This window comes from Dysgonomonas sp. Marseille-Q5470 (assembly GCF_951230145.1).
GTDB lineage: Bacteria > Bacteroidota > Bacteroidia > Bacteroidales > Dysgonomonadaceae > Dysgonomonas.
Map to the genome: position 1 here is coordinate 501837 of NZ_CATNVE010000002.1, position 25514 is coordinate 527350.

Below are 25514 nucleotides of genomic sequence, written 5' to 3' on the forward strand. Positions count from 1 at the left end.
GGATTTTTACGAACCTCTTCTTGTATTTTTACTTATTTTAAATTTTTGATATTTTTTGATGACTTTTTATTACTCTTTTCTACCTTAAAAGTCATTCTATTCGCATAGATATAATCCAGAAGCAATACAACTTTCATTTTGAAAGACAAAACAATCTAAAATAAAAACAAATAGAACACATAAATACTATATTAACTATATTTAACTATATATTTGTAACTTTTTGTCACAAAATACGTCTTATATATAAAGAAACAAAAGTATCTTTGTATAACTAAATAAATAAAGCCATGAACCTAAAAAAATTATTATTATTCGCAGTTCTATTTTTATCATTGAGCATATATGCTAATGATCCGGAAACAGTGATGTTCAGCAATATAGAAACAACTGAAACAGGTTGCGTAAAGGAATTCTTGTTATGTGACAAAAACACCAACGCCCCTTTAACCAAGACGGTTTATAACTATGATGCTACCGGACGTATGCAAGAAAAAGCTACCTACGAATGGGATGGAGCAAAAGGATGGATCGGTGTTCAAAAATATGAATATAGCTACGATAAAAACAATCAGCCAACAGCTCCTACCCTATATAAATGGGACAATAAATCTAGCAATTGGTCAAAAAAATAAAACTCTCCAATAGTCGAAAAAGTGGAAGCCTTGCATAAAATGATGCGAGGCTTTTTTCATTACTTTTCATTTGCTACCTTAACGTAAAAAGATAAAAGTATAAACTTTATAAAAATGACAATAAACGATATTCTCTCTTCTGATACATCATCGTATTTCTGAATAAAAAATGACCTTTTAAAAACTTTTTTGCCTGTTCTATGTTTAAATACTAAAATATAACAGGAGAATGTGACGGTAAGAAAATGAGGAAAACCATTGAAGATTGTACAATCCTAAATTATTAGTACAAAGCCCACAAGACTCAATCGAAGTCTTGGTACAGTAAAAAAAGGAGTCGAATAGAGTATTAAAAGAGAGAGATCATAAACATGGTCTCTTTTCGTTCATATTAATAATGAATAAATACATCAATACTCTGAATGATATACTTTTATAATCAACCACTTAAACAAAATTACCAACCCTAATAACAAAACAATATGGCTCTTGACTTTATTCTTATTACAATCGGAACAGTCCTTGTCATCATCGGGATTATCGGGTGTATTTTACCCGCTTTACCTGGAGTTCCGCTAAATTACATCGCAATTGTTCTGTTACAATTTACGTCCAAAATAAATTTCTCCACAGAATTTCTTGTTGCTTGGGGTATAATTATCATAATCGTCCAACTATTAGATTATTACATTCCTATTTGGGGCACGAAAAAACTGGGAGGAGGTTCGTACGGTGTATGGGGAAGTGCTATAGGGATGGTACTAGGTCTTTTCATCTTCCCTCCCTGGGGTTTTATTGTCCTCCCTTTTGTCTGCGCAGTAATAGGAGAGATATTGGACAATAAAGAGTTCAGTGTCGCGCTGAAGGCGGGCTTTGGTGCTTTTATTGGCTTCTTAGCGGGAATCATAATGAAACTAGTTGTTGCAATTATCCTGTCTTTCTTTTTCTTTAGAGAAGTTGTCAGGTACTTTATCAACAACTAGATATAGGATTCAGGCTATAATCATACAGCTCAACAGTCTATACGTTTATCATCCATAATTATTTACGAACCAAATAAACAGAGCCAGTAATATAAGACCCGCCGTAATAGCCAAAGCTATTTTAGCAACACTATATGGTCTGTCGCCTGTTACACGTCCCGTACGTGCATTCACAAAGAAATGATATAGCTTGTTATTATATGTATAAGACGACATATACACAGGCAACAATATCAACTTGAACTTCACATTGCTAAAGGACATCTTTTTAGAATGTACACGTTGCCTATCACCTCCGATATCCTGATAGATTGCATAGTCAATATCCGACTCCATCTTACTTTTGGCTGCCGCATATCCGGTTTGCATATTTATATTATACTTCTCTGTAATAAAGCCACTAAGAAAGCGATTATCTGCCTCTACCATGTTCATCATATCCCAATTGCTGATCTCGGTCATCACTTGTGTTGTGATAATCTTGGATGCAGGAATCATAACATCGTCGAAGAACAAAGATATATGTCCACTAACATCGCTCCAACGTGTGCGTGTCTCGGTACGACGATTTTTACCGACTCCTACCGTGGTAGTATAATCATCTCCTCGTTCGCCCGTATAATCCGTCTCGGTCTGAGCATCGTAAGTCCAACAAGGGATATAAACACCCTGTTGTCTGCGATCGTACAAAGCCCTTAACTTTAATTTATTGGGAGCAAACCATCGTCTGGATATCCAAACAGACATATAGCTCCCGATCTCATTATCAGAAATCTTGAATGGCAACAAGTACGATGGCTGAACAAGGCGTTCCTCGTAGGCATCCGATACAATCAGCGGTGTTGCACAATAAGGACACTCTACAGACTTCATGCTTTCGTCGAAAGTAGATTCTGCACCGCAAGTACGGCAACTGATTACTTTTGTCGCTTTAGTACTTAGAGTCTCTGCTTGCTCTGCATACGTATCAAAATCAAGCTCCTGGACGTCATCAACCTTTTTACTATTGATGGGAGTATCCATCCCGCAGTAATCGCAGTGAAGAAAATCTGTTCCCGGTTTGTATTTAAGAGCAGCGCCACATTGCGGACATTGATATGTGTCGCTGCCATTCAATGTAATTTGAACGTTATCCGCCATATCCTAATCTTGTTTTGGCAGAGGAGGAGGTGTCATTGTCCAAAGGTCTTGCAAGTCCGGCTGATTTCCTGCCGGAACCCAATCTGCCAATCCGCTTTTCCAAACCAAAGTATCACGGGTCAGAGTATTGCTCTTTGAAAGTTCTATTAATGCGGCCTTATCAAAAGGTCCAGCTTGCTGACCGTTCATTGCCACATAGTAAGAAGCAGCACCCGGAAGTGGTGGCGGCACAGCTTGTCCGGAAGCACTCTGATTAGCTGAATGTGTCTGGTTAGCCATCGATTGTACCATCTGATTGGCCATTGCCATACCCGCACCAAGCCCGACTCCCATACCGGCCGTACCCGAAGGGTTTTCGGCAGCCGTTTCCATAGCCTTTGCAGCCTTCATTTTGGTCAGTTTATCCAAATCTATTTTATCAAGACGGCTAAGTTCGAATATCTCTTTCTTCACCTCATCAGGCATAGAGATATTCTCTATCAGGAATTTGGTTACATCCATACCGTATGCACCAAAGTCATCCTTCATATAGCCGAATATAACTTCCGAAAGTTCATTCAGGTTAGCGGCATACGATTCTATCGGCAAGTTTGACTCTGCTGCGGCATCCGAAAAGCGGGTAACAATAATACTCTTCAGTTGTTCTTTTATATTATCGGTAGTAAAGGTCTGATTCGTTCCAACGATCTCCCTAATAAACACAGGGGCATCGGTTATCTTGAATGAGTACATCCCAAATGCTCTTATTTCGACCATCCCAAAACGATTATCGTTTAAAATTATAGCATTCTTAGTTCCCCATTTCTGGTCTATAAAGTTCTTTGTACTCACAAAATAGACTTCTGCCTTGAACGGACTATTAAATCCATACTTCCACCCTTTCAGCGTGGTGAGTATCGGCAGGTTTTGAGTGTTAAGCGTATAAGTGCCGGGAGTAAAAGTATCAGCGATTTCGCCCTCATTTACAAATACGGCTATCTGCCCTTCGCGAACAATCAGTTTCGCATTGTTTTTTATTTCGTTGTTGTACCTTTCAAAACGGTAAACAATAGTATCTTGCGTATTATCTAAAAATTCGATAATATCTATTAATTCATTTCTTAGCTTATCAAAAAGTCCCATACCCGATATTTTTTGAGTTAATATTCTTTCTTCAAAAATATATTATTTTTATCATTAAAAAGCAGTTTTACAGCTTTTTATTTTCTTTTGTCAAAGTTCGTGCTACGACCTCATATTCAGCATCCAAAGCAATTCACCCAACATAAAAAGTAACAAAAGTAACAGGTATCAGCATATTATTTATTGTCACTTTTTCCCTCTGAAGAAATTACTCTTAAAGGTGACAGCTCCTATATTAGACAATTTTTATATATAAAAATCACAAAGGAAAGATTGCTTTAGGGATATAAGCGATAAAAAGAGATTGCTGTCGTGTTTCTTGTCATGCTGAGTTCGAAGAATCGAGGGAGTAAACAGATAGTGAAGTATCTCTTGTTGATCGAGAGCCTTCGTTACACTCCGGATGATATGCGACAGTAAATGTTTTATATTACACTTAATATATTTTCCCACATTACATTCCAGCTAGATTTTTTAATAATAGAAGTGTAACCTTTTTTATATATGCTGTGTCTTATAATTATAAAGAATAAAAAGATAACTAAAAACACACAGAAGATATGATTAATAAAAATACTATAATAAATTACTTTAAAAACATTGAAGGATTAAGGAATATTCCATTTCTTAATCGAAGAGTTTTCATTCTGCTATTACTTTTAAACTCATTAAATCATATAAAAGCTCAATGTCAGAAAGTTACCACTGAGAATATCAGGTTTGAGAGCGAGGGAATAGCTCTGGTCGGCACGATCTACAGACCTCAACATTCGGATGCTGCGGTAGTTTTAGTACATGGTTCGGGGCAGGAGCATAGAATGAATGAATTTGCATCACTTTTAGCACAAAATGGAATTTCGGTATTAACCTACGATAAGCGAGGAGTAGGAGAATCGGGTGGAACTTATATGGGTCCGGAGGTGGGCACGAATAATGTTGACTCCTGCAATCTTACACTATTAGCTAAAGATGCAAATGCTGCCATAAATACACTTCATGAGCGAAACAAGAACATACCAATTGGGTTAGTTGGCTTTAGTCAGGCAGGATGGATCATTCCTATTGTTGCAAGCAATAATTCATCTGTCGATTTCATGGTGCTGTTTAGTGGTCCTATAATTTCAACACTTGAGCAACTACGATTTCAGTTTTTCACAAATGGTGACCCTGATTTTTGGAATTCCCATACCGAAGCTGAGGCTCGTGAAAGTTTGCATCACAATAGTCGCTTTGATGAGCAGTATAAAATAGAATCTTACAAGTTTATCGACACAGACTCTTACGAAACTCTAAGCAGACTTTCAACTCCGGGGCTTTGGCTTTTTGGGGAGAAGGATATACAAATCCCTGCAAGATTATCAATAGAACGTCTAAATACGCTTAAGGTTGAAGGCAAGCCTTACGAGTACTGCCTATTCTCAACATTGGGACATAATCTTACATTCTCGGACTCCGGTGAGCCTGTTCGCATCGCTATTCATTGGATTAAAAACAGAAAGTATTATATAAAAAATAAATAACAGAAACTGCCCTTTATATTTTTGTACTCTTCTTTGAAGCATTAATAATTTAGTCATCTAACTTACCTGCTTCAATACCTTTAATTAAGTCTCCTAGTCCCTCTGGGAAGCTATTGGTCGATGCTCATCTGAAAGCAGAAACTCAAATGTCAGCAGAAACGGAATAGGTCAGGTTGTAGAGAATGATTTATCTAATGGAACATAACAAAGCCTTTTGGATAAGCATTGTGTAAAGTACAGAGTCCCCTATAAAAGACATACAAGACTTCTAATTTAATCCAACTTAAAGGGGGTATCAGAAATCACGAAAAAGAGTTATCATTTTTTATATTCGGATAGGTTCATTCCTATATTCACCTTGGAAACATTTGGAAAAACAGCTTACAGCCTCACTGCCAGTAATAGTGTACATTATCGGAGCGAGTGAGTATTAACGTAAAGATTAATTAACTGGTGCGACCACCAATAATTATAATTTTATTTTTGATAGGCAAATACATCATCAGTCTCCCGCACTTAACATGTTTTTACGGTGCTCCAATCCCCATTCTACCATTGTGTCTAATACTTTTTTGAATGCTATCCCCGATTCGGTAAATTCATACTCTACAGTTACGGGAATAGTATTATAAACAGTCCGTTTAACCATGCCGTTCATTTCCAGATCACGCAATTCTTTCGAAAGCATTCTGGGCGTAATTTTCGGAATTTCTCTTTCAAGTTCCTTGAAGCGTTTCTTCCCAAAAATCAGAGCAGCCATAATCGGTAGTTTCCATTTTCCCATTAACACATTAATAGTGTCGTTTATTGCTAACATGAATGATTGTGGGCATTCTTTAATACTTTCAAAATCCATCATTTCTAGGTTCATAATAGTTTAATAGTCCAATACTATACTTTTGTATACCAATATACTATAGTATACTACTATAAAAAGAATAGCAAATATACACTAATTTTGTCACACCAAAACTATATCGGTAATATTATCGGAATTTATTTCTTGTATAATCTGCTATTAGTGGTTTTAGTGTGTTATCCTTGCGAGGACAAGTAAATCTGAAATGATATTTTATATGAATAATAAAAAGAAATCAAAAAATGAAAGTAGAAATATGGAGCGATGTGGTATGTCCGTTTTGTTATATTGGTAAAACAAAATTTGAAACGGCACTGAATCAATTCTCAGAAAGAAGCAATATAGAAATAGAATGGAAAAGTTATCAGTTAATGCCTGATTTAACCACACAATTAGATAAAAACATCGATCAGATTTTGGCCGAAACAAAAGGTTTTTCCTTGGAGCAGGCCAAGCAGATGAATGCTCAGGCGGCATTCATGGGCAAGCAGGTAGGATTGGAGTACAATTTTGATAAGGCGATAGTTACTAATACTTTCAGGGCACATCAATTTCTTCATTTTGCAAAGGCTCATGGCAAACAAAACGAAGCGGAAGGACTGATATTCAAGTCCTATTTCACCGATGGAAGAAACGTTGATGATATGGCGACGCTGATAGAATTAGGAGAAAGTATCGGTTTGGATACCAATGCGCTAAAAATTGTTTTGGAAAATGAAACATATGCCAATGATGTAGAATCCGAGATTAACGAAGCAAGGCAAATTGGAATTCGTAGCGTACCTTTTTTTGTATTTAACAGAAAATATGCTGTTTCGGGAGCACAAGATCCACAAGTATTTCTTGAAGTTTTGGAAAAATCTTTTGCCGAATGGCATAAGGATAATCCTTCAGTCACGTTGAAGGTAAGCGATGGTGTTGTTTGTGACCCTCAAGGTAAATCTAATTAACGGTCAACAGAGAACATCTTATCAAAAGGAAAATTTGGCGATTTAGCTAAGACTAATGGAACAAAAAGACTGTAATCTAAAAACAAATAAAGTATGAAAGTAGTTGTTATTGGAGCCACCGGATTTGTGGGAAGCCACATTGTCAATGAATTGACAAGTAGAAATATACAAGTAACCGGTATTTCCCGAAATGAAAAAATATCGGACAAGAACAATCTGAAGTATGTCGCAGCCGATGTTAAAAACGTAGAAGCATTGGCTGAAATTTTAAAACAACATAATGTTGTAGTAAGTGCATTTGGTGGTGGTTGGACAAACCCGAACGTCTATGAAGATTTTATCAATGGTTCAAAAGCCATTCAGCAGGCGGTAAAACAATCGGGCGTTAAGCGTTTTATTACCGTTGGTGGGGCAGGAAGTTTGTATCTGTCGGATGGTACTCAGTTAGTAGACACCTTTCCCCAGGACAATCCTTTTCTTCCGGGAGCTAAGGCTGCGCGCGATTATCTTGATATTCTCAAGGAAGAGAAAGAATTAGATTGGGCATTTTTTAGTCCGGCGATAGATATGCACCAAGGTATAACTATCGGTAGACTGGAAAGTACAGATTAGGAACCGATTATCCGGTAATGGATGACGACGGAAAAAACATACTTTCCGGCGAGGACTTGGCTGTAATAATTGCAGACGAAGTAGAAAATCCAAAGCACCATCAAATGCGATTTACTGCGGCATATTAAAGGTAAATATTAATTATTAAACTAACTATTATGATTTTAGTAACAGGAGCAACAGGGCAGCTTGGAGGAGCTGTGGTAGGAAAACTGCTGAAACACCTACCTACCAACGAATTCGCTATTTTTGCAAGAGACGAGGAAAAGGCCCGGCATTTTGCCGACAAGAGCGTAGAGGTGCGTATTGGAGATTTTGACGATCAGGCTTCGCTCGACAAGGCGATGGAGGGTGTCAGCAAAATATTACTGATTCCCACCATTGCTCCTCATCGTTTGGAGCAAAATAAGAGAGTTGTTGATACTGCTGTAAGAAGCGGAGTAAGACATATCGTGTTTGCTGGAATTTCGCACAGAAACATTGAAACATCCGTTGTGGAAGGGCTCGATGCCCATTTCAAAACAGAAGATTATATTCGCGAGAGCGGACTTACTTATACCTTTCTTCGCAACAACCTTTATATGGATACATTGCCGTTTTATGCGGGCGAAAAGGTATTTGAAACCGGATTTTATCTACCGGCAGGGAGTGGAAAAGTGCCTTTTGCCCTCAGACGGGAAATGGGCGAAGCCGCAGCTAATGTATTGATGCAGAACGGGCATGAAAATAAGATTTATGAAATTGCCGGAAGCGAGATGTATTCCTATAAGGATGTTGCGAATGTTCTATCCAAAGTATCAGGCAGAAAGGTAACTTACACTGCGGCAGAAACGGAAGTTTTCACTCAACAGATGAAAGCTGCGGGTGTCGATGATTTCATTGTTTTCGTAGTGGCAGGATTCAACGTAGATATTAAAAACGGACAATTCGAAATTGTTACTCATGATCTTGAAAAGCTCTTGGGCAGAAAACCTGCTGATCTGGAAGAGGGAATCAAAGAAGTATTTGGCTTCTAGAAGGAGATATTAATTTATAGAATTGGTTTATAAACAAATAAAACAGATAAATAAATGAACTTAGCAGAATCATTAAAATGGCGTTACGCCGTTAAGAAATATGCAGACAAGAAGGTCAGCCAAACAGATTTGACAATTATTCTGGAAGCCACTAATCTTTCGGCTTCGTCGGCCGGGTTGCAACCCTACCGTGTTATTGTAGTGGAGAACCCTGAAATCCGCCGGAAATTGGGTGAAGGTACATTTAATCCTCAAATTACCGAAGCATCGCATTTGTTGGTGTTTGCAGCGATAGAAAACCTTTCGGTGTCTCACATTGATGAGTACATGCAGCGTATGGCATATACACGGGGGCTTCCGGTAGAAGCGTTGGAGCAATTCCGAAATATGCTTGTATCCAATGTCACCGGAAAGAATCAGGAAGAAAATGTTATCTGGGCAACTAAGCAAGCCTATATCGGCTTGGGGACAGCCCTCGTTGCTGCTGCTGAACTTAATGTGGACTCTACTCCTATGGAAGGTTTTGATCAGGTCCGATTTGACGAAGTTTTAGGACTTCGTGAAAAGGGGTTGAGAAGTGTGGTTTTACTTGCATTGGGCTACCGTGATGCGCAAAAAGATCCTTATGTCAATGCTGCAAAGGTCCGCTTGCCTCTAAATGTATTCGCTGAATACGTGAAGTAAAAAATGAGCCATTAAGAAATAAATGTAATTTTTTAATGGCTCATTTCACTAATTGATCAAAATAATACCACTGGTTAAGGCTAAACTTCGGTTACAAATTACCGTTGCTGATTTTCTGTTTTAGTAACACCTCTTTAGAAAGCAAAGTTGATGAGTAGGAAAGAACGCATAAGCCGTTAATCATTTGAAGCCAAAATCCTTCACCAAATTTGGGGACATTTGGATAGGTATCCCACCGAAAAAACACTTGTTTTTTAGCTTTAAAAATAGGGTTATTGGGCTTTTAGCGTTTTACTGAAATTGGTAGATTATAGCTTTTTGCATATAAGACCGTTGTTATTCTAGTACTTTCCACACAAACACGGTTCCGTCTTTGCGGTTGGGAAGTGCTCCCGGACGATCGGCTGCATAAGGCTCAGTAGAGTCGGGAGTCAGTCCTATGAAACGATTGGTTTTCAGAGACAACAACATGCATTGGTTATGCAACATGTCCTGCCATTGAAACAAACTGCCCTTCGATTCTTCTTTCATCAACCGTACGTCGCCCGAAATGCCAATGCCCACTACGGTGAGAAAACCGGTTCCATTTAGAGCTTCGAGAGCAACCTGTCCTTTGTCGCGGTCGTGAACTTTAAATTGAACACCCTTGCCTGTTGCTTCGCTCGAATTTTTTCCTTGCGAGTGCATCATTCCGTGAGGGTTGGCCCACACCAATTGGTCGGTGCCCAAATTGGTCAGCGTAATGATCTTTCCCACAGGAATATTCTCCGAACGGTCGGCCAAGGGCTCCACCAGTTTAAAGTCTTCGAAATCGGCATATCCGCCTTCAACACCAGTTGTATTGTAAGCAAATAAAGCATATCGTGAACCCTGGAATGTTTTAGCTTGATAAGGCAAGCGTACCGAATCACCAATATTGATGAACTCTTCTCCGTCGATGCTGTAACTGAATTGGGAAATGTCTTTTTCGTAATCACCTGTAGCCCTTAAATTTATTTTGTCAACAGCTAACTTTTGCTCAATGGTTTTGTCGGTACATTGGTCGTAAAAGCGAAGGATGAAACCATCTTTCGTTTTTAAAATGCCGAGACTGGCATAAGGGATATTCAAATAAGCCAAACCCGCATAATCACCTTGTTTTAAAGCGGATGCATCCAAAACAGCCGTAGCATACGATTCCGGGCCCACAACTCTCTGGGTCAACGTATTACTTGCCCAAAGAAAATCTTTGGCAGGCAGGGTTCGAAGGCGTAACGAGCCTTTTTTCTTGTTTAATTCCCATTTAGTATTAACAGGGTTGTGGTTCCATTGCCACACCGGTTGAAGTTTTGGCCCCGCAAAATCGTCGCTGCGCAGATACGGAGCCGATGGCGTTGTGGTTGCCGCTACATTGGGTTTTATCCATGTACGTGGCGAACGTCCCAGGTTCCCCGGCAACCCAAAGTAAGGCCATTCTTCCTGCCATGTAAACCTGCATTCCATGATTGTTCACATTGGTGAAAATGTAAAACATGCCGTTGTGGTAACGGATACATGGAGCCCAAACACCCTGACCATAAGCTTCTTTTCCATTTCGAAGGTTAAATTCAGGTCCCAACGACAAAGAATCGAGGGCATAACTCATGAAAGTCCAATTTACGAGGTCTTTCGAATGTAAAACAACCAAACCCGGCATACAATGCATGGTAGTACCTGCAAGGTAAAAATCATCGCCTACCCGGATAATGTCTGGGTCGGAAAACTCGTCATAAAACAAGGGATTGGTATAAGTACCGTTTCGGTTGTCGGCAGTCCACGATTGACCAAATGAGTTGAAACTCAACAGACAAATCGTGACAAACAATATTATTTTAGTCAATTTCATTTTTCTATAATGCTCATAATATATTACTTAATACTAGATCGGCTAATCAACCTTAAACACCACCGATGTAGCATAAGGCATTTCTTTCGGGCAGATAACAGTTAAGCCATCTACTTCTTGTTTCCAACTCAATTTGCCTTTATATCCCAGTAGTTGTACTGATTTTACCGTTTTACCGAAATATTCAGCACCAGTTCCGAGTGATTTGATTTTAACTGAAGAACCTGCTGCAGGTACATTCATGCAGAAAGCATACAGTGAACCGTTTTTGCCGACCGTAAAACGAATATCCTGCGCATCGAATTTAAATTCAGCATGTTTACGCTGTAAAGCACCACCAGGTAATATCTTCAATTTGCCATCCACCATTTCTCCTTCACCTGGTATTTTCCACGCATGGCTTCCATAAACACCTTCTCCGTTGCGCTTCATCCAAATACCAAGTTCCTTGAGCATTTTAATACATTCATCTTCTAATGACCCATCGGGACGGATAGGGATAGAAAGTGCGGCATTTCCGTCGCGGGCTATTGCTTCAATAATATATCGTATCATCATACCGGAATTGTAGGTAAAATTGGGAGCATAAAACCAATCGCCTACGGGAGCTTCTCCAATCCAAGGTTGGTCCGTTTTAATAGGAGCAGGAATTCCAAACTCTTCAGTATTTACTGTCCCGTTTGTTTTATGTCGGAATTTTACAATACTAAAAGTATTTACTTCTCCACGACTTTTAAGTGTACGATTATAATAATCAGCCATTACCAAGGGCATAGCATTGGTTTTAATCCCGGTTCCTGTGCCATTTCCGGTAAAAGGCCCTTGGACAGTTCCATCGGTATATATGAAATCAGGGTCATAATGCTCTACCACATCCATCATGCGTAATGCCCATTGCGTGGTGTACCATTTGGCATATTCAATATGATTGGTGAAAATACCTGCCGGTGGTGCTGACCAACCGGATGCTGCTGCTTTGGTTACGCCTTTATATTCACGCAAATCAATTCCGTAAAGCAAACGGGGATCGTAACCTTCCCACCATTTTCCTTCTCCATCGGCAAGGGTAAGATGCCCATCGTAAGGAACGCCTTTTTTGTCCCCCTCGGTATCGCTACCAAAAGCTGTCTGCCACCACCACCAGGTATATTCGTGATGAAAGGTAACACCGAAACGCATTCCATTGGCACGACAAGCCTTGGCCCATTCGCCAATAAAGTCGCGTTTTGGGCCAATATTAACCGAGTTCCAAGGTTGGTAACGCGAGTCCCACATATCATAATTATCGTGATGCACACCTTGAATCATTAAAAAACGAGCACCCGACTCCTGGTATAATTTGGCAAGAGCAGCCGGATTGAGTTTGGTTGGATTCCATGTTTTCAGTACATCTTTGTAACCCACTTCTGAAGGATGTCCAAACCCTTTCAAATGATTATTGTTGGCTAAATGCCCTTGTTTATAAAGATTTCGGGCATACCAGTCGCCACTCTCGCCAGCCGATTGAGGTCCGAAGTGAACCCATATACCAAATTTTGCCTCGCGCAACCATGCAGGTTCACCCGGGTAATTCTTTTCAATGGATTCCCAGTTTGGTTCAAAAGGACCGGGAGTAACAGGTATGTCGAGCTGTATCTCGGAAAAAGTTCTTGAATCGCCCATAGGTACTGTATCAATTCCAAGTGGTTTTTGAACAGCAGGTATCGGAGGTAGTTTATCCGGCAATGTTGATTTAATGTGTATTTTCGATTCTTGGGCATTGACATTAAACGTTAATGCTCCGACTAAAATCATAATTCCAATCTTTGTTCTCATTATTATTTTAATTAAGTTATATAATTACTGTTTTTATCTTGTTAACGAAGGTCCTACATACGTTTTCTTTAATCCGCCCCAATCAATCACCACCCGTTGAATCATCATCCCCGGGTCGCCGCATGTAAGTGAGAGTGTATGGGTTGACAACGATTTTTTTACAGCAAATCCTGCGATAGTAACCACCCCATTTTGTAGTACACGATCTTTCCACGGATCCGAATACTCTTTATGATCGCTTTGTGATAGAAATACAGGTTTTCCATCAACAGAAATACCGTAGCGGCTACTCTTTCCTTTGTGAAGTGCCCAAAATGGTAAGCTGTAAACGTGTACAGTAACAGAATCGAATGTTACACCAGAAAATTCATATTCCACACGAGTGCCATCAAGCTTTTTAGGGTCTGCTGATTGTTCTATTGCTTCACCTAATTGCAATACATACCAATCGTAAACAATACCATCGATCAAACGAATGGTATGTCCGTTTTTACTTTCTCTATTTTTAATTTGTTTCAAGTCTATCTCCGTGTAATTTTCCAGTTGTTTTCTGCTTTGCTCAAGCTCAATATTAGCCGGATCGTAATGTAGAGTTGCAACAGATTTAATGGTTGTAACCGTAAAATCAGATTTATCTGTTTTGACTTGCTTATTTACTATCACTTGTGAAAAGGAAGCCTGGGATGCTTTAAGTGATTCCAAGGTGGTAGCCTGATTCTGATCAAATATGTTACCGGCCAATACAAAAAGTAGAAAAACTAATTTGACGGATTTCATGATACATTAGATCTAAGAAGATTTATCTGCTCAAAAGTAATCTTATAAACAACGAAGTGCTTCTAAAATTTGAGTATTTCATTCTCAGTTTTAGATATAAATGAACGCTATTGAAAATCTTCTTTTGGTTAACAATGTATGGTAAGATTGGCTTTCAATTGATCAAAACTTAAATGATGAATGGTTTATTTGGTTTATATACAATTAATTATGAATATAAGCAAAGTCAGTTTATTCGTCAGTAGTGTGTGTGTATATTGCTATAGTAAATCCTAAAATTCTGTTGGCGATTTTCCGAATTGTTTTTTAAAAACAACCCCAAAGTAACTACTACTGGAGAAACCGCAAAGTTCACTTACTTCTGTGACGGTATATTTCTGGGTCTTGAGTAATTCTACAGCTTGATTTAGACGAACAACTCTGATCATATCAACCGGCGACTGTCCAGTTAATGATTTTAATTTTTTATATAGAAGTGAAGAACTGACATTCAATGCTGAAGCGAATTCGGCTTTCCCAAAATCGGGATTGCTTAAATTTGAATGAATCACTTCCAAAGCCTTCTTTATAAACTGGTCATTATGCTCGTTTGCAAATATTTGTTGCCCATCTTCGGGTTGGGAAATAAATCTTAAGGCTTTATCCTTGACTATCTCACGGTTTTTGATAATCGACTTTATTTTTTGAGATAATATTTTCATATCAAATGGTTTCGTAATGTAATCATCCGCTCCCAGTACGAGTCCGGTTAATTGGTCTGATTTTTCAGAAAGAGCTGTTAGTAGAATTACCGGAATATGGGAAGTTTCAAATGTAGATTTTATTAGTTTGCACAGATCTAACCCATTCATGTCAGGCATCATAATATCTGAGATGATTAAGTCCGGTGTTTCTTTTTGAATCAAGTTCCATCCTTGAAAACCATTTATCGAAATAGAAATCTTATATTCTTCCTGAAAAGAATATCTTAAAAAATCCCGCAGCTCGTCATTATCTTCAACAATCAATATATGAGTCTTCTTTTTATCTTGTGTTTCTATTTTTGTTAAAGTGGCATCTTCCGAGTTGTTTGGTAAATCTAGCTGTTTTTGATCATTGACTTTTTCTGAATTACGTGGAATCACTACCTCAAATAGCGAACCTTCGCCTTCTTTACTATTAAATACAATATTCCCCTTATGCATGGATACATATTTTTTCACTAATAACAACCCGATTCCTGATCCGATTACTTTGGAGTTGATTACATTGTCTCCTCTGTAAAATTCACGAAACAGTTTCTTCTGATCACTTTCTGAAATTCCTAATCCATAATCTTTTACACTTAATTCCCATTGATTATCCCAACAGATTAGCTTGATGTCAATTTTGCTGTCGGCATGAGAATATTTAATGGCATTTACAATAAGATTATCGATAATTCTTTCAACTTTAATTTCATCAACATCCGAGTAATAAATCTCTGCGTTTTTGGTAAAGGTTAGTTCTATATTTCTTTTATCAGATGAAGCTCTATGCATTTGTATTCTTTGAGAAACAAGTTTTACCAAATCCGTTATTGTAAGAAAGAGCTGTTCTTTCTCCTTGTCTGCTTTTTGGAAATCGAGCAGTTGGCTGGTTATTTGCAATAACTTTTCTGACTGGCTCGATGTTATGTGCAAGAAATGGCGAGATTTTTCACTCAATTCCGGTGCTTTGTTAAGTTCGTCAATCGGTGCCGTAATCAGAGTCAGAGCTGTACGTATATCGTGAGCAGTGTTCGCAAAAAAATTAATTTTATCATTAGCGTGTTGTTGCTTCAGATAATTGATATAATATTTGAAAGATATGTATATGATATACGAAATCAGCGAAAAAATGAGTAAATAAAACCACCATGTAGCCCAAAACGGAGGTGACACATGTATGTTGAGTACACGTTCATCCACAATTTTTGTAAATGAATTATCATACATTCTTATTCTGAGTTGAAACTTGCCACTTGGTATATTTGAATAATTTATGACCTGATTCTTGGATGGGATATTCCATTCTTTGTCAATTCCATCCATTTTCCAAGAAATCTTTGACTCACGAGAGTTGATGGCTATTGGAATAATTTCGAGTGTTATTGAGTTTTGGTTGTGTTTCAAGTAAATATTTTCCTTTTTATCAACAAGGACTCCATCTAATAATTGGGGGTATTCTCTTATCGATTTCCCGGAAATGTACATGTCCTGAATATATATTCGTCCATTTGATGGATTTTGATGCAATGTTTTGGGATTGAAGATATAAGCACCTTTATTAGTACCCCATATCAAGTTCCCATTTTTTAGCTTTAAGCATGCGTTTGCATTGAATGATGAACTTGATAATGAGAGAATAGATGAATATGTATAGATTTTATTATCTGATAAATTGAATCTGCAAAGTCCGTTTTCAGTGCCTAACCAGAGATAGCCATTGTCGTAAATAATGCTGTTCACATAGTTAGAAGGAAGTCCTGATTCGGTAGTAATTTCGTGCACAGTTTTTTTCTTGTAGTTATAACAGATTAATCCACTACCATTTGTCCCAATCCATATATTATCCCCGATTATTATAGCATCCTGCCCGAAGTAATCTCCGAAATGAGTAACTTTACCAGTAATTTTATCCATGCAAATCAAACCGTAGGTGCAAAAAATAAGCATTTTAGCCGCAGAGAAATCTAGAAAGAATCTTACAGGCTGGGGGTCAAACATTCGAGTTCGTCCTTCTTTAGACAGATAACACATTACATCTTGTAGTCCCCCAACCCAGATATTGTTATCCCGGTCTCTATGTATATCATAAATGAATTTTCCATTAGGATTCATATTTTCCCTTTGATAATAATGAATTAGCTGCTTGCCACTGTTTCTATCTAAAATATAATATCCTGAAGCGTATGTTCCTGCCCAGATACGCCCCTGGCTATCTTCGCAAAGAGACAAAAAGACTTGAGCCTGTCCCTTTTTGTTCTGAAAATAGGTATCCCATCTATTTTCAGCCACTCTCCACCGGCTTATTCCGTTATTCGTGGCAAACCAAATGTCACCTTTAGAGTCTTCTAATATTTTATTTACATTGTTGTTTATCAAAGAGTTGTTTTCATTGATGTTATGAGTCAGATGAATAATAGACGAAAAGTCTTGTTCGCAAAAAGACAAGCCGCCACTATAGGTTGCAACCCATATCCTTTTTTGATTATCGCAAAAAACATCATGCACTCCATCGCCATTTATTGAAAAAGGATTATTGTCGTCTTCTTTATCTATTTTCAATACTTTACCCCCATCTTCGGATAATCTCCACAAGCCCTGACCATCAATTCCAATCAATAAAGTTGAATCATAATTTTTTTTGATAGCTAAAATTGGTTGATTAGGAAAATCCTCAATATTAGTTCTTGATAATTTGTTGGTTTTCAAATTAAAACAGAATAAACCATTGGAAAATGTTCCAACCCATAAGCGGTTGGCCTCCTTATCGTAAAAGAGAGTTGTGATATGGATATTGCTTTTTACTCGACAAATGGAGACGCATTTCAATGTATTTTTGTTCAAAACGGAAATCCCCCCTGTTGTCGCAATAAATAGCTCTGAGTCGGCTTTTTGTTCGATAAAGTTCACTATGCTTGATTCAAGATTCACTTTTATCAGTTTACTTTTTTTGTAAACATATAAGCCTTTATTGCTTGAAATCCACAAGTTCTTAGTGTCATCGACTATTATTTTGGTCACATCTATAAAGTTGCTTTCCAGTAATTTCCTCAAATCGACGAATGAATTGAAGCAATCAAATAATTGGTCATACAAAAATATTTGCCCATTGTTTGTGTAAGCGAATAACGCAGAATCTGTATAGGCAAGATTCAATGAAATATAGTTTGCTGTTGCATTTGGAAGCTGATAGGTTTTATAATTCCCGTCAGAGAATCTCACAACTCCTGCTTTGGAAGAAGACCAGATAAATCCATTTATATCCTGACACACGGAATAAGTTTCCCGCATAGAGATATTGTATAGACTGTTTATATTATAGAATTTCAGGTCGTTAGAATATGCGTTAAAAGTTATAATGAATATGCCTATAAATAAGATCTTGCTTTTCATCAGACTATATATTAGAATAGGGTTTATGCTAAATAGTTTTGAAAGATCAATACTTTTAGTTGGAACAAAGGTACAAAATTCTTTTGCTGTTATTTAATTTCAGATGTATTGTATCCTTGACAATGCAGACTTGATAGTTTGCCTGTTGCTGTCTTGGACAAATAAATTAATAGCCCAGAAGAAAAAAATAAATTTAGTAACCTTGATTGTTATTATGTTCATAATTAAACATTTAAAATTAGCAATAATACGTCCGAAGCAATGGTTTACTATTGGTTAGTGGATTAGCCATATTCGTATAGATAATAAAAGAGGGACATAGCCCGAATTGGAGAAATACAGGTTGGGTATTAGCAACAAATTAGAATGAATTGATAGTGTGTTTTTTCGAATTCAGACCTGTTTATTCTCCCATTGTCAAATAGTTAATTCTAAACAAGTTAATTGTGTGTAGTGACAAATTTTACAGTAAATCTTTTTGTTTCGGAATTTAAAAAGGAAGAGGTGCAAATAAAATGTTTTCCTTATTCCTTCTGATTTGTTTTCCCAAGATTCTTATTTTATTCACTTTAGGATAATGAATCTCAAAAATGTACCCTAATTATTCTTTTTTAATAATTAACCGTGATTTTTCTAAGTTTTCCCTATATTAAGATTTTATTAATACACTACAAGTTATTTATAATTAAAAAATAATATAAAAATCATCCATCCAAAGATTAAAATAAAGAAAAGCATATATCTAATTTTATGATGTAAAACTCATTTTTTTAATAAAACTCCACTTAAAATATACGTTGCCGAGCATAAGTTTGATTAAAGATAAATCCCTTTAATAATTATTGTAAGAAAATACTCTTCTCCGCTTGCATGACTATAATCAAAAAGTATGGCTATTATAAAAACAAATATGCTAGAAGCAATAAATGATATACTCGTTATAGTTACAGGATTCTTCATATTATCTGTATCTTATTTATAAGGAACGATTTCCCCTTAATAACCTTATATTTTGCAGTAGGAAGATTCTTTATTCCAATAAATACAAATAATAATATGCTGTAAAACATTAAAATTATTTTGGCTAAAAAAGTTATGCACTGTAATTTTAACATTTACTAAAGAAAATACATATAATTAACACATTGATTGATTTATGTATAATGTTAATATTGCTAAACTAATTTTATATCATTATTAATAGTTGAATATTCTTTAGTATCATATCCTATTATATTTATGTTGAAATATATAATAATTCATACAAAAAAGATGAATAATATCCTTACTGATTTATTCATACTTCTAAATGTTCAATATACAAGTATCTATTCATCTCTCCTGTGTAATGAACTTCCACATAAAAATAATTTGTATAGACTATCCCAAGATGATCTCTGCTATAATATAGAAAATGCCGGAATAAAATTCAATAATAAAGAAGGTGATATTCTAGAAATTTATTTATAAATCAAAACTATCGCTAAATTACAGGACGGTAGTATAGTAAATCAGTTACTTACTATGAACAAAATCTGTAATGCAAACCTCAATTTATAAAAATATGAAAAAATTAAGTGGATTAAAATTTTCTCAAAATGTAGAATTAATGAATGAAAATGAGATGAAAATGATTCTAGGAGGTGGTGATCATACACAAGATCCAGAGCAAGAGTGTCCTGCTGGAACGGAACTTTGTACTTGTGACGGTAAAAATTATGTATGCAAAAATCCAATGTATTGTATTTGTTCCTAAGGATTAATCTTTTTTATCTTTAAGATCTAGAGAGTAGTCCGTAATTAATTTATGGACTATTCTATTTAATTCAGCAAAAATATTTCATAAATTATGCCCTTTCAAATTTTCTCTCGTCTCATCGGATTTGTAATATGTAATACGAAGACTAATAATTAAGAATCTCTAATCCGCTATAAGAATAACCCCTCTCAGTATATTATTCTTTCATCCTAATCTCAAACTCAATATACTCCTTTCCTTTTTTACAATCTCGGTTTTGCCGTATTGTTCCAACAAGCATTTCTACAAATACAAAACCCCATTGAAAAACTATTGTTAATCAATGGGGTTGTATAAATATTCGTGTGCGCACGGCGAGACTCGAACTCGCACATCCTTACGGAAACTACCCCCTCAAAGTAGCGTGTCTACCAATTTCACCACGTGCGCATGCTTTAAAACAAAAAAATGCGACCTTTGTCACATTTGAGCGAAAGACGGGATTCGAACCCGCGACCCCGACCTTGGCAAGGTCGTGCTCTACCAACTGAGCTACTTTCGCAATTGAGACTGCAAATATAGAGGCAATTTTTATTTTTTCAAAATTTATAATGTCTTTTTTCATACAAATTATGCACGAATCATATCATACCCCTTTTCTGTGTTCCTTTTATGTTGGAAAGCATCTTCCGATCTCTTTTAAGTAATTAACTTTTACATTATCTTAGCCAAATACGAACCTGAATGAACTAATACAACTATTATGAGCACGCTGAATGGAACCATAAATCAAAAGGCAAAGCAAGACGAAATAGTCATGCAGAAGTTGAGAAAGAAAATAATCATAGAAATAATCAGGCGGCGTGCAGCTAGCCCTCATAAGGAGTATGAATTGACCGAAATGGAAGAATGTGAACTCGTGTGTATGTATATAATGGGACAAACATCGGTGGATATCAATAAGATATCAGAGTATATAAAGAGAAACTACTATACTCAATAAATTGCAAAGTTAACCTCAAATATTTATTTAGATCCTTTTTATGAGGAGGAAAACCTATTTTATTTTCAGAAAATTCTTTAATATACTTTCGCCTACGCTACCACTTTTTTCGGGATGAAACTGCGTTGCATAAAAATTTTCCTTATGCATCGCCGCACTGAAGGGATGTATATAATCGGTTACAGCAGCTGTATGTTCGCTAATAGCCACATAATAACTGTGAACAAAATACACAAATTGGTTTTCTAAAGAGATATCAAATAAGTTACTCTTCACATTGGAAATTGTGTTCCATCCCATGTGAGGTACTTTATCCTCATGTTTTTGCGGTACAAATCGTTTGACCTCTGTGTCGAATATATTGAGGCAGTCTACATTCCCTTCCTCTGAGCGAGAACACATAAGTTGCATTCCCAAGCAGATTCCTAACACAGGCTGCTTTAAGTCAGGAATCAGTTTGTCCAGCCCTGTTTGTTGTAAATGTTGCATCGTAGAACTGGCTTCACCTACACCGGGAAAAATTACTTTATCTGCTTTTCTTATCAGTTCTTTGTCTCCTGTAACAACAGCTTCGATGCCAAGTCGCTTAAAAGCATGTTCTACCGAGAATATATTTCCTGCGTTGTATTTAATAATTACTATATTCATTGGTTATAGTCCTAAATGAAAGTTATACGGTTTTATACTGTATATCCGTATTTATTTTGCTAACAACGAATCTATTAACGATACCATTTCGTTGAACTCCTCCATTTTGAAAAGCCTAGTCAACATCACAATTTTACCATCCTTGTCTATAATAACATTTCTGGTGATGCCCGCTTCCCTTTCTGCATAGGTTGCAAATATATCCGCTTTAGGATCAAGTCCGATAGGGTAGGTTACACCTGTTGCTTTCGCAAATTTTAGAACTGTTTCTGCGGGTTCTTCTCTATCAATTCCAAATAGAGCGAAATTTGGGTTGTTTTTATGTTTCTGCCAGATATCTTTTTCTATATGTGGCATTTCTTTTCGGCATACACCACACCAGCTGGCCGTAAATTGTAGCATGACAACTTTCCCTTTGAGAGATGACAGTTTGATTGTCTTTCCCGATGGTAAGCTCATCTCAAAGTCAGGAGCTATATCACCAACTTTTACTTTATATTGATAGTCAATATTATCTTGTGAGAATATATTTACGGATGTAAATAATACAAATAAAATAATTGAAAGCTTTTTCATATTTCTTGTTCTCTTAATTCTTTATTTAATAGAAATCGTCTAAACCAAAACGAGAATGGAAGGGATGCAATTGCTCCTAAGGCATCAGCCAAAAAATCGTACCAATCTCCGCTTCTTCCGGGAAAATATTTACTTTGAAGTATCTCAATCAGGCCTCCATATATAATAGGAACTAATAGTGCGAAAAGGATAAGCTTTAGTATAATAATTTTACCTCGTTTATCGTAGATATAATTAAAAGAAGCTACTCCGGCCAGCCCAAAATACATCAAAAAATGAACAATCTTATCTGTGGGGATAAAAAGACAAAAATCGATCTCGGGAACATCTTTTGGAGCGATAAGGCAACATAAATAAAATATAATAATGGCAACTATTGCCGGTGGCCATGTATACCTGAATATTTTTCTTAACATAGAGTTCCACGTTTATGGGGGCTAAAGATAGATAAAATATTAATTAATGGAGTCATTGAATACCTTCATTTCGCAATTTTTACAATCAAAAAAAAGTCTCAGCCTTGTATTGTTGTACACCAGATAAAAAGGCTCTTTATACGGATGTTTTTCATTGCCTTCTTTAGGACACCAGCCTAATGACTGTTTGATGCAATGACGGGTAAACATTAAAGGAACATCATTCTGAACTTGCTTCTCAAAAGCAGGCTGTGTTACCGCAGACTGATGCTGAACATAAAACTGCTTACTCTTCTCATTCATCACATTTCCGAGATATGTAATATTGGAAACAGGAAAGGCATGAGAGGTCTGTTTATGAGGGATAATATCTTGACGATATCTAATCTTTCGAACAGATAGTAGCTTGTCTATGAGTTGCCTTCTCCATTCCGATAGAACAGAGGCCGGAATAAACCAACTGTTTTCGAAGTCAAAGATTACATCGTTCACCTTAAATATTGTATTACCTGTTTTACTCAGATTGTTCCGTATACTTTCAGTTTGATCTTTTTGAGCAGGTTGCTTTTCTTGTTCAAAGTTGATAATTGCATGATTATCATCCTCATCTCTAATTTGAAGAGAAAAGCCAAATGTTGTTTCTTTTATTATTATTGATATCTCTATTTTACGGTCGGCAGACTTTTTTGATAATAATTTCTCAAACTCATGGTCATAGTTTCTATACACATAAGTTCCCTTTTTTAGTTCGGGAATAGTTGCCGGATATATGGTATCTCCTTCTACACGGTTTACATTAATACCTTCGAGTTCTTTCTTGTTGTTGAAAAAACAAAGTCCGTCTCCGTTATGCAACTTTTTGGTACTATTTATCTTGATATATTTTGTTGTAACCTCAGTTATTTTGCCAATCGGTTCACCTACAGACTTTGGAGAGTCCAGCGACCACATATTATTTGTGCGTTCGTGCAAGAAATACTTTGTAAAGCCTCTGTTAAAACTCTTCTCAAGATTTGGCTCAAATGTGTAACTTGATTTTCCCGTCGATGATCTTATATATTCCGGGTGCCTTTCTATAATATGATCGAGTTTGGTACGATAATAAGAAACAACATTCTTTACATACGAAATATCTTTGAGTCGCCCCTCTATTTTTAAAGAACTCACTCCGGCTTCAAGCAGCTCTTCCAAGTTCTCCGATAAATTGAGATCTTTCATCGATAGAAAATGCTTCTTTGCCATGATCTCTTCTCCTTCGGCATCACTCAAAGTATAAGGTAGGCGACAATATTGGGCGCATGCTCCTTTATTCGCGCTTCGTCCTGATAAAGCCTGACTGAGGTAACACTGCCCGCTATAGCATACACATAATGCTCCATGTACAAAAACTTCGAGAGGTGTGGTGACTTGTACTGCTATGTCGTGTATTTCGTCTATTGTCAACTCACGGGGTAGTACTATTTGTTGAAAACCAGCTTTTTCTAAAAACTTTACTTTGTCAGCCCCTCGGTTATCCATCTGTGTACTTGCATGTAGGGCAATAGGAGGGAGGTTGAGCATCGTAATGCCCATGTCTTGAATAATCAGAGCATCTACCCGGGCATTATTGTATAGCTGCCATATCAGAGCTTCTGTCTCTCTCAGTTCATTATCATTCAGTATTGTGTTGAGAGCTACATATACCTTCCCATTGTACAAATGTGCATATTCAGCCAGAGCCTTAATGTCATCGAGTGTATTGCTGGCAGCAGCCCGTGCACTGAACTTTGGAGCACCTATATATACTGCATCCGCTCCATGATTGATTGCCTCGATACCACATTCAAGGTTCTTGGCAGGCGCGAGTAATTCTATTTTTCGTACTTTAAGCAAGTGATTGTCTTCTTTTATGTTTCTGAATAAAAAGTAACAAAAGTAACACGTTTTTTATTGTTTTTGAGTGTTACCTTTTTGTTGTTGAAACTTTCTTATATATAGATAAATCTATCAAGAGTATCTGCCTTTTATTTTTCATTCATCAAATCAAGATCTCCCATATTTTTGATTTGAGTTTTATCGTATGGAGTTTCTTGATAAACGAAGTAGTTAAGCCAATTATTAAATAATAAATTTCCATGTCCCGACCAACGCACTACGGGAGGATTTGCCGGATTGTCGTTTTTGTAATAATTACTTGGAATTTTTATTGGTAGTCCTTTCTCTGCATCTCTTACGTACTCGTTATTCAACGTGTAAGGAGCATATTCTGAATGACCTGTCAGATAGAACTCACGTCCTCCACGTGACATAACGATGCCTACTCCCGAATCATCAGACTCGGACAATATTTTAAGTCCGCCACTATTTAGTATCTCATCTCTTCTTACCGTAGTATGGCGACTGTGTGGAATATAGAATTCATCATCAAAACCTCTGAATAGTGGAAACTTTTTGTCATGTACTACATGCTTGAATACCCCGAACATTTTTTCGGGAAGAATATATTTATTTATGCCATAAAAGTGATACATGGCCGCCTGAGCCGCCCAGCAAATATAGAGTGTAGATGTAACATGCGTACGTGCCCAGTCGAATATTGCAGATATCTCGGGCCAGTATGTCACTTCTTTAAATTCGTAGAGTTCTACCGGGGCTCCGGTAATAATCATCCCGTCATAGAAGTCATCTTTTACGTCGCTAAAACTTTTATAAAACATCTGCAAATGTTCTTCCGATGTATTTTTTGATACATGTGTTTCGAGCATCAAGAAGTCAACTTCTACTTGTAACGGATTGTTCGACAATAGTCTGATCAGATCCGTTTCGGTCATAATCTTTATCGGCATGAGATTTAGTATGAGTACTCTCAAGGGACGGATGTCTTGTTCGTCAGCCCTTAATTGACTCATAACAAATATATTCTCTTTTTTCAGAATCTCTATAGCCGGAAGATTATTTGGGATATTTACTGGCATTGTCGCTAAGTATAAGTGATTGATAAAATAAGCTGTTGTTTTGTTATGTTAAACGAAGCAAAACTCCCTTATTGATAGTGATAC

The 25514-nt window shown here is 36.9% G+C and carries 22 protein-coding genes and 2 tRNA genes; 9 read left to right on the plus strand and 15 right to left on the minus strand.

Features of this window, described 5'->3' with window-relative positions; translation table 11 throughout:
* Positions 1 to 290: 290 nt before the first annotated feature.
* Together QOX35_RS05395 and QOX35_RS05400 are read left to right on the plus strand one after the other, a co-directional pair.
* Complete coding sequence (locus tag QOX35_RS05395) at positions 291 to 635, plus strand: DUF3836 domain-containing protein (RefSeq protein ID WP_006843041.1); 345 nt, start codon at positions 291 to 293, stop codon at positions 633 to 635.
* 482 nt (positions 636 to 1117) lie between these two features.
* Entirely contained in the window at positions 1118 to 1618 is a 501-nt protein-coding gene (locus QOX35_RS05400) for a DUF456 domain-containing protein (protein ID WP_283686085.1), read from the plus strand.
* Between the two features lie 48 nt (positions 1619 to 1666).
* Here the strand turns inward: QOX35_RS05400 and QOX35_RS05405 are convergent, their stop codons facing one another.
* The gene (locus tag QOX35_RS05405) at positions 1667 to 2758 is read right to left on the minus strand and encodes a TFIIB-type zinc ribbon-containing protein (RefSeq protein ID WP_283686086.1); all 1092 of its coding nucleotides are present in this window, start codon (positions 2756 to 2758) and stop codon (positions 1667 to 1669) included.
* A 3-nt stretch (positions 2759 to 2761) separates the two neighbouring features.
* On the minus strand, positions 2762 to 3880 hold the full coding sequence (locus QOX35_RS05410) for an SPFH domain-containing protein (protein ID WP_283686087.1): 1119 nt from the start codon (positions 3878 to 3880) through the stop codon (positions 2762 to 2764).
* 560 nt (positions 3881 to 4440) lie between these two features.
* Between QOX35_RS05410 and QOX35_RS05415 the strand changes: the two genes are divergently transcribed.
* Positions 4441 to 5400: an alpha/beta hydrolase family protein gene (locus tag QOX35_RS05415; protein ID WP_283686088.1), complete on the plus strand. Its 960-nt coding sequence runs from the start codon at positions 4441 to 4443 to the stop codon at positions 5398 to 5400.
* Positions 5401 to 5902: 502 nt separating this feature from the next.
* On the opposite strand, the gene QOX35_RS05420 is transcribed toward QOX35_RS05415, so the two are convergent.
* Positions 5903 to 6271, minus strand: a complete 369-nt coding sequence (locus tag QOX35_RS05420) for a winged helix-turn-helix transcriptional regulator (protein WP_283686089.1) — start codon at positions 6269 to 6271, stop codon at positions 5903 to 5905.
* A gap of 230 nt (positions 6272 to 6501) precedes the next feature.
* On the opposite strand from QOX35_RS05420, the gene QOX35_RS05425 reads away from it, so the two are divergent.
* The 4 genes from QOX35_RS05425 to QOX35_RS05440 all read left to right on the plus strand — a co-directional run bounded on the left by QOX35_RS05425 (position 6502) and on the right by QOX35_RS05440 (position 9521).
* Positions 6502 to 7209, plus strand: coding sequence for a DsbA family oxidoreductase (locus QOX35_RS05425; protein ID WP_283686090.1), 708 nt, complete (start codon positions 6502 to 6504; stop codon positions 7207 to 7209).
* A 93-nt stretch (positions 7210 to 7302) separates the two neighbouring features.
* On the plus strand, positions 7303 to 7821 hold the full coding sequence (locus QOX35_RS05430) for an NAD(P)-dependent oxidoreductase (RefSeq protein WP_283686091.1): 519 nt from the start codon (positions 7303 to 7305) through the stop codon (positions 7819 to 7821).
* 158 nt (positions 7822 to 7979) lie between these two features.
* Complete coding sequence (locus QOX35_RS05435) at positions 7980 to 8837, plus strand: SDR family oxidoreductase (protein WP_283686092.1); 858 nt, start codon at positions 7980 to 7982, stop codon at positions 8835 to 8837.
* Positions 8838 to 8891: 54 nt separating this feature from the next.
* Complete coding sequence (locus QOX35_RS05440; protein WP_283686093.1) at positions 8892 to 9521, plus strand: NAD(P)H-dependent oxidoreductase; 630 nt, start codon at positions 8892 to 8894, stop codon at positions 9519 to 9521.
* A gap of 336 nt (positions 9522 to 9857) precedes the next feature.
* Here the strand turns inward: QOX35_RS05440 and QOX35_RS05445 are convergent, their stop codons facing one another.
* The 5 genes from QOX35_RS05445 to QOX35_RS05465 form a co-directional block, all read right to left on the minus strand.
* On the minus strand, positions 9858 to 10838 hold the full coding sequence (locus QOX35_RS05445) for a beta-xylosidase family glycoside hydrolase (protein WP_283686185.1): 981 nt from the start codon (positions 10836 to 10838) through the stop codon (positions 9858 to 9860).
* The gene (locus QOX35_RS16470; RefSeq protein WP_283686094.1) at positions 10810 to 11385 is read right to left on the minus strand and encodes a family 43 glycosylhydrolase; all 576 of its coding nucleotides are present in this window, start codon (positions 11383 to 11385) and stop codon (positions 10810 to 10812) included. Before QOX35_RS16470 ends, QOX35_RS05445 begins: the two co-directional genes overlap by 29 nt.
* Before the next feature lie 42 nt (positions 11386 to 11427).
* Complete coding sequence (locus QOX35_RS05455) at positions 11428 to 13200, minus strand: alpha-L-fucosidase (protein WP_283686095.1); 1773 nt, start codon at positions 13198 to 13200, stop codon at positions 11428 to 11430.
* Positions 13201 to 13233: 33 nt separating this feature from the next.
* Positions 13234 to 13977, minus strand: a complete 744-nt coding sequence (locus QOX35_RS05460) for a hypothetical protein (RefSeq protein WP_283686096.1) — start codon at positions 13975 to 13977, stop codon at positions 13234 to 13236.
* Positions 13978 to 14249: 272 nt separating this feature from the next.
* Complete coding sequence (locus tag QOX35_RS05465; protein ID WP_283686097.1) at positions 14250 to 18095, minus strand: hybrid sensor histidine kinase/response regulator transcription factor; 3846 nt, start codon at positions 18093 to 18095, stop codon at positions 14250 to 14252.
* 1564 nt (positions 18096 to 19659) lie between these two features.
* Between QOX35_RS05465 and QOX35_RS05470 the strand changes: the two genes are divergently transcribed.
* A complete protein-coding gene (locus tag QOX35_RS05470) occupies positions 19660 to 19851 on the plus strand; it encodes a TIGR04149 family rSAM-modified RiPP (protein ID WP_283686098.1) in 192 nt (63 codons plus the stop codon).
* 348 nt (positions 19852 to 20199) lie between these two features.
* Here the strand turns inward: QOX35_RS05470 and QOX35_RS05475 are convergent.
* Positions 20200 to 20283: transfer RNA gene (locus tag QOX35_RS05475), tRNA-Leu, on the minus strand.
* Positions 20284 to 20322: 39 nt separating this feature from the next.
* Positions 20323 to 20395: transfer RNA gene (locus QOX35_RS05480), tRNA-Gly, on the minus strand.
* Between the two features lie 201 nt (positions 20396 to 20596).
* Here QOX35_RS05480 and QOX35_RS05485 point away from each other — a divergent pair.
* Positions 20597 to 20836 carry a hypothetical protein gene (locus QOX35_RS05485; RefSeq protein WP_283686099.1) on the plus strand — a complete coding sequence of 80 codons (240 nt, stop codon included), beginning with the start codon at positions 20597 to 20599 and terminating at the stop codon, positions 20834 to 20836.
* Positions 20837 to 20890: 54 nt separating this feature from the next.
* Here the strand turns inward: QOX35_RS05485 and hisH are convergent, their stop codons facing one another.
* The 5 genes from hisH to metA form a co-directional block, all read right to left on the minus strand.
* Positions 20891 to 21484, minus strand: coding sequence for an imidazole glycerol phosphate synthase subunit HisH (gene hisH / locus QOX35_RS05490; RefSeq protein WP_283686100.1), 594 nt, complete (start codon positions 21482 to 21484; stop codon positions 20891 to 20893).
* Between the two features lie 51 nt (positions 21485 to 21535).
* A complete protein-coding gene (locus QOX35_RS05495) occupies positions 21536 to 22060 on the minus strand; it encodes a TlpA family protein disulfide reductase (protein WP_283686101.1) in 525 nt (174 codons plus the stop codon).
* Positions 22057 to 22476 (minus strand): VanZ family protein, encoded by a 420-nt coding sequence (locus QOX35_RS05500; protein WP_252638870.1) that lies wholly within the window; start codon positions 22474 to 22476, stop codon positions 22057 to 22059. Before QOX35_RS05500 ends, QOX35_RS05495 begins: the two co-directional genes overlap by 4 nt.
* Before the next feature lie 39 nt (positions 22477 to 22515).
* On the minus strand, positions 22516 to 24348 hold the full coding sequence (locus tag QOX35_RS05505) for a peptidase U32 family protein (protein ID WP_283686102.1): 1833 nt from the start codon (positions 24346 to 24348) through the stop codon (positions 22516 to 22518).
* Between the two features lie 131 nt (positions 24349 to 24479).
* The gene (metA, locus tag QOX35_RS05510) at positions 24480 to 25430 is read right to left on the minus strand and encodes a homoserine O-acetyltransferase MetA (protein WP_283686103.1); all 951 of its coding nucleotides are present in this window, start codon (positions 25428 to 25430) and stop codon (positions 24480 to 24482) included.
* Positions 25431 to 25514: the final 84 nt, after the last annotated feature.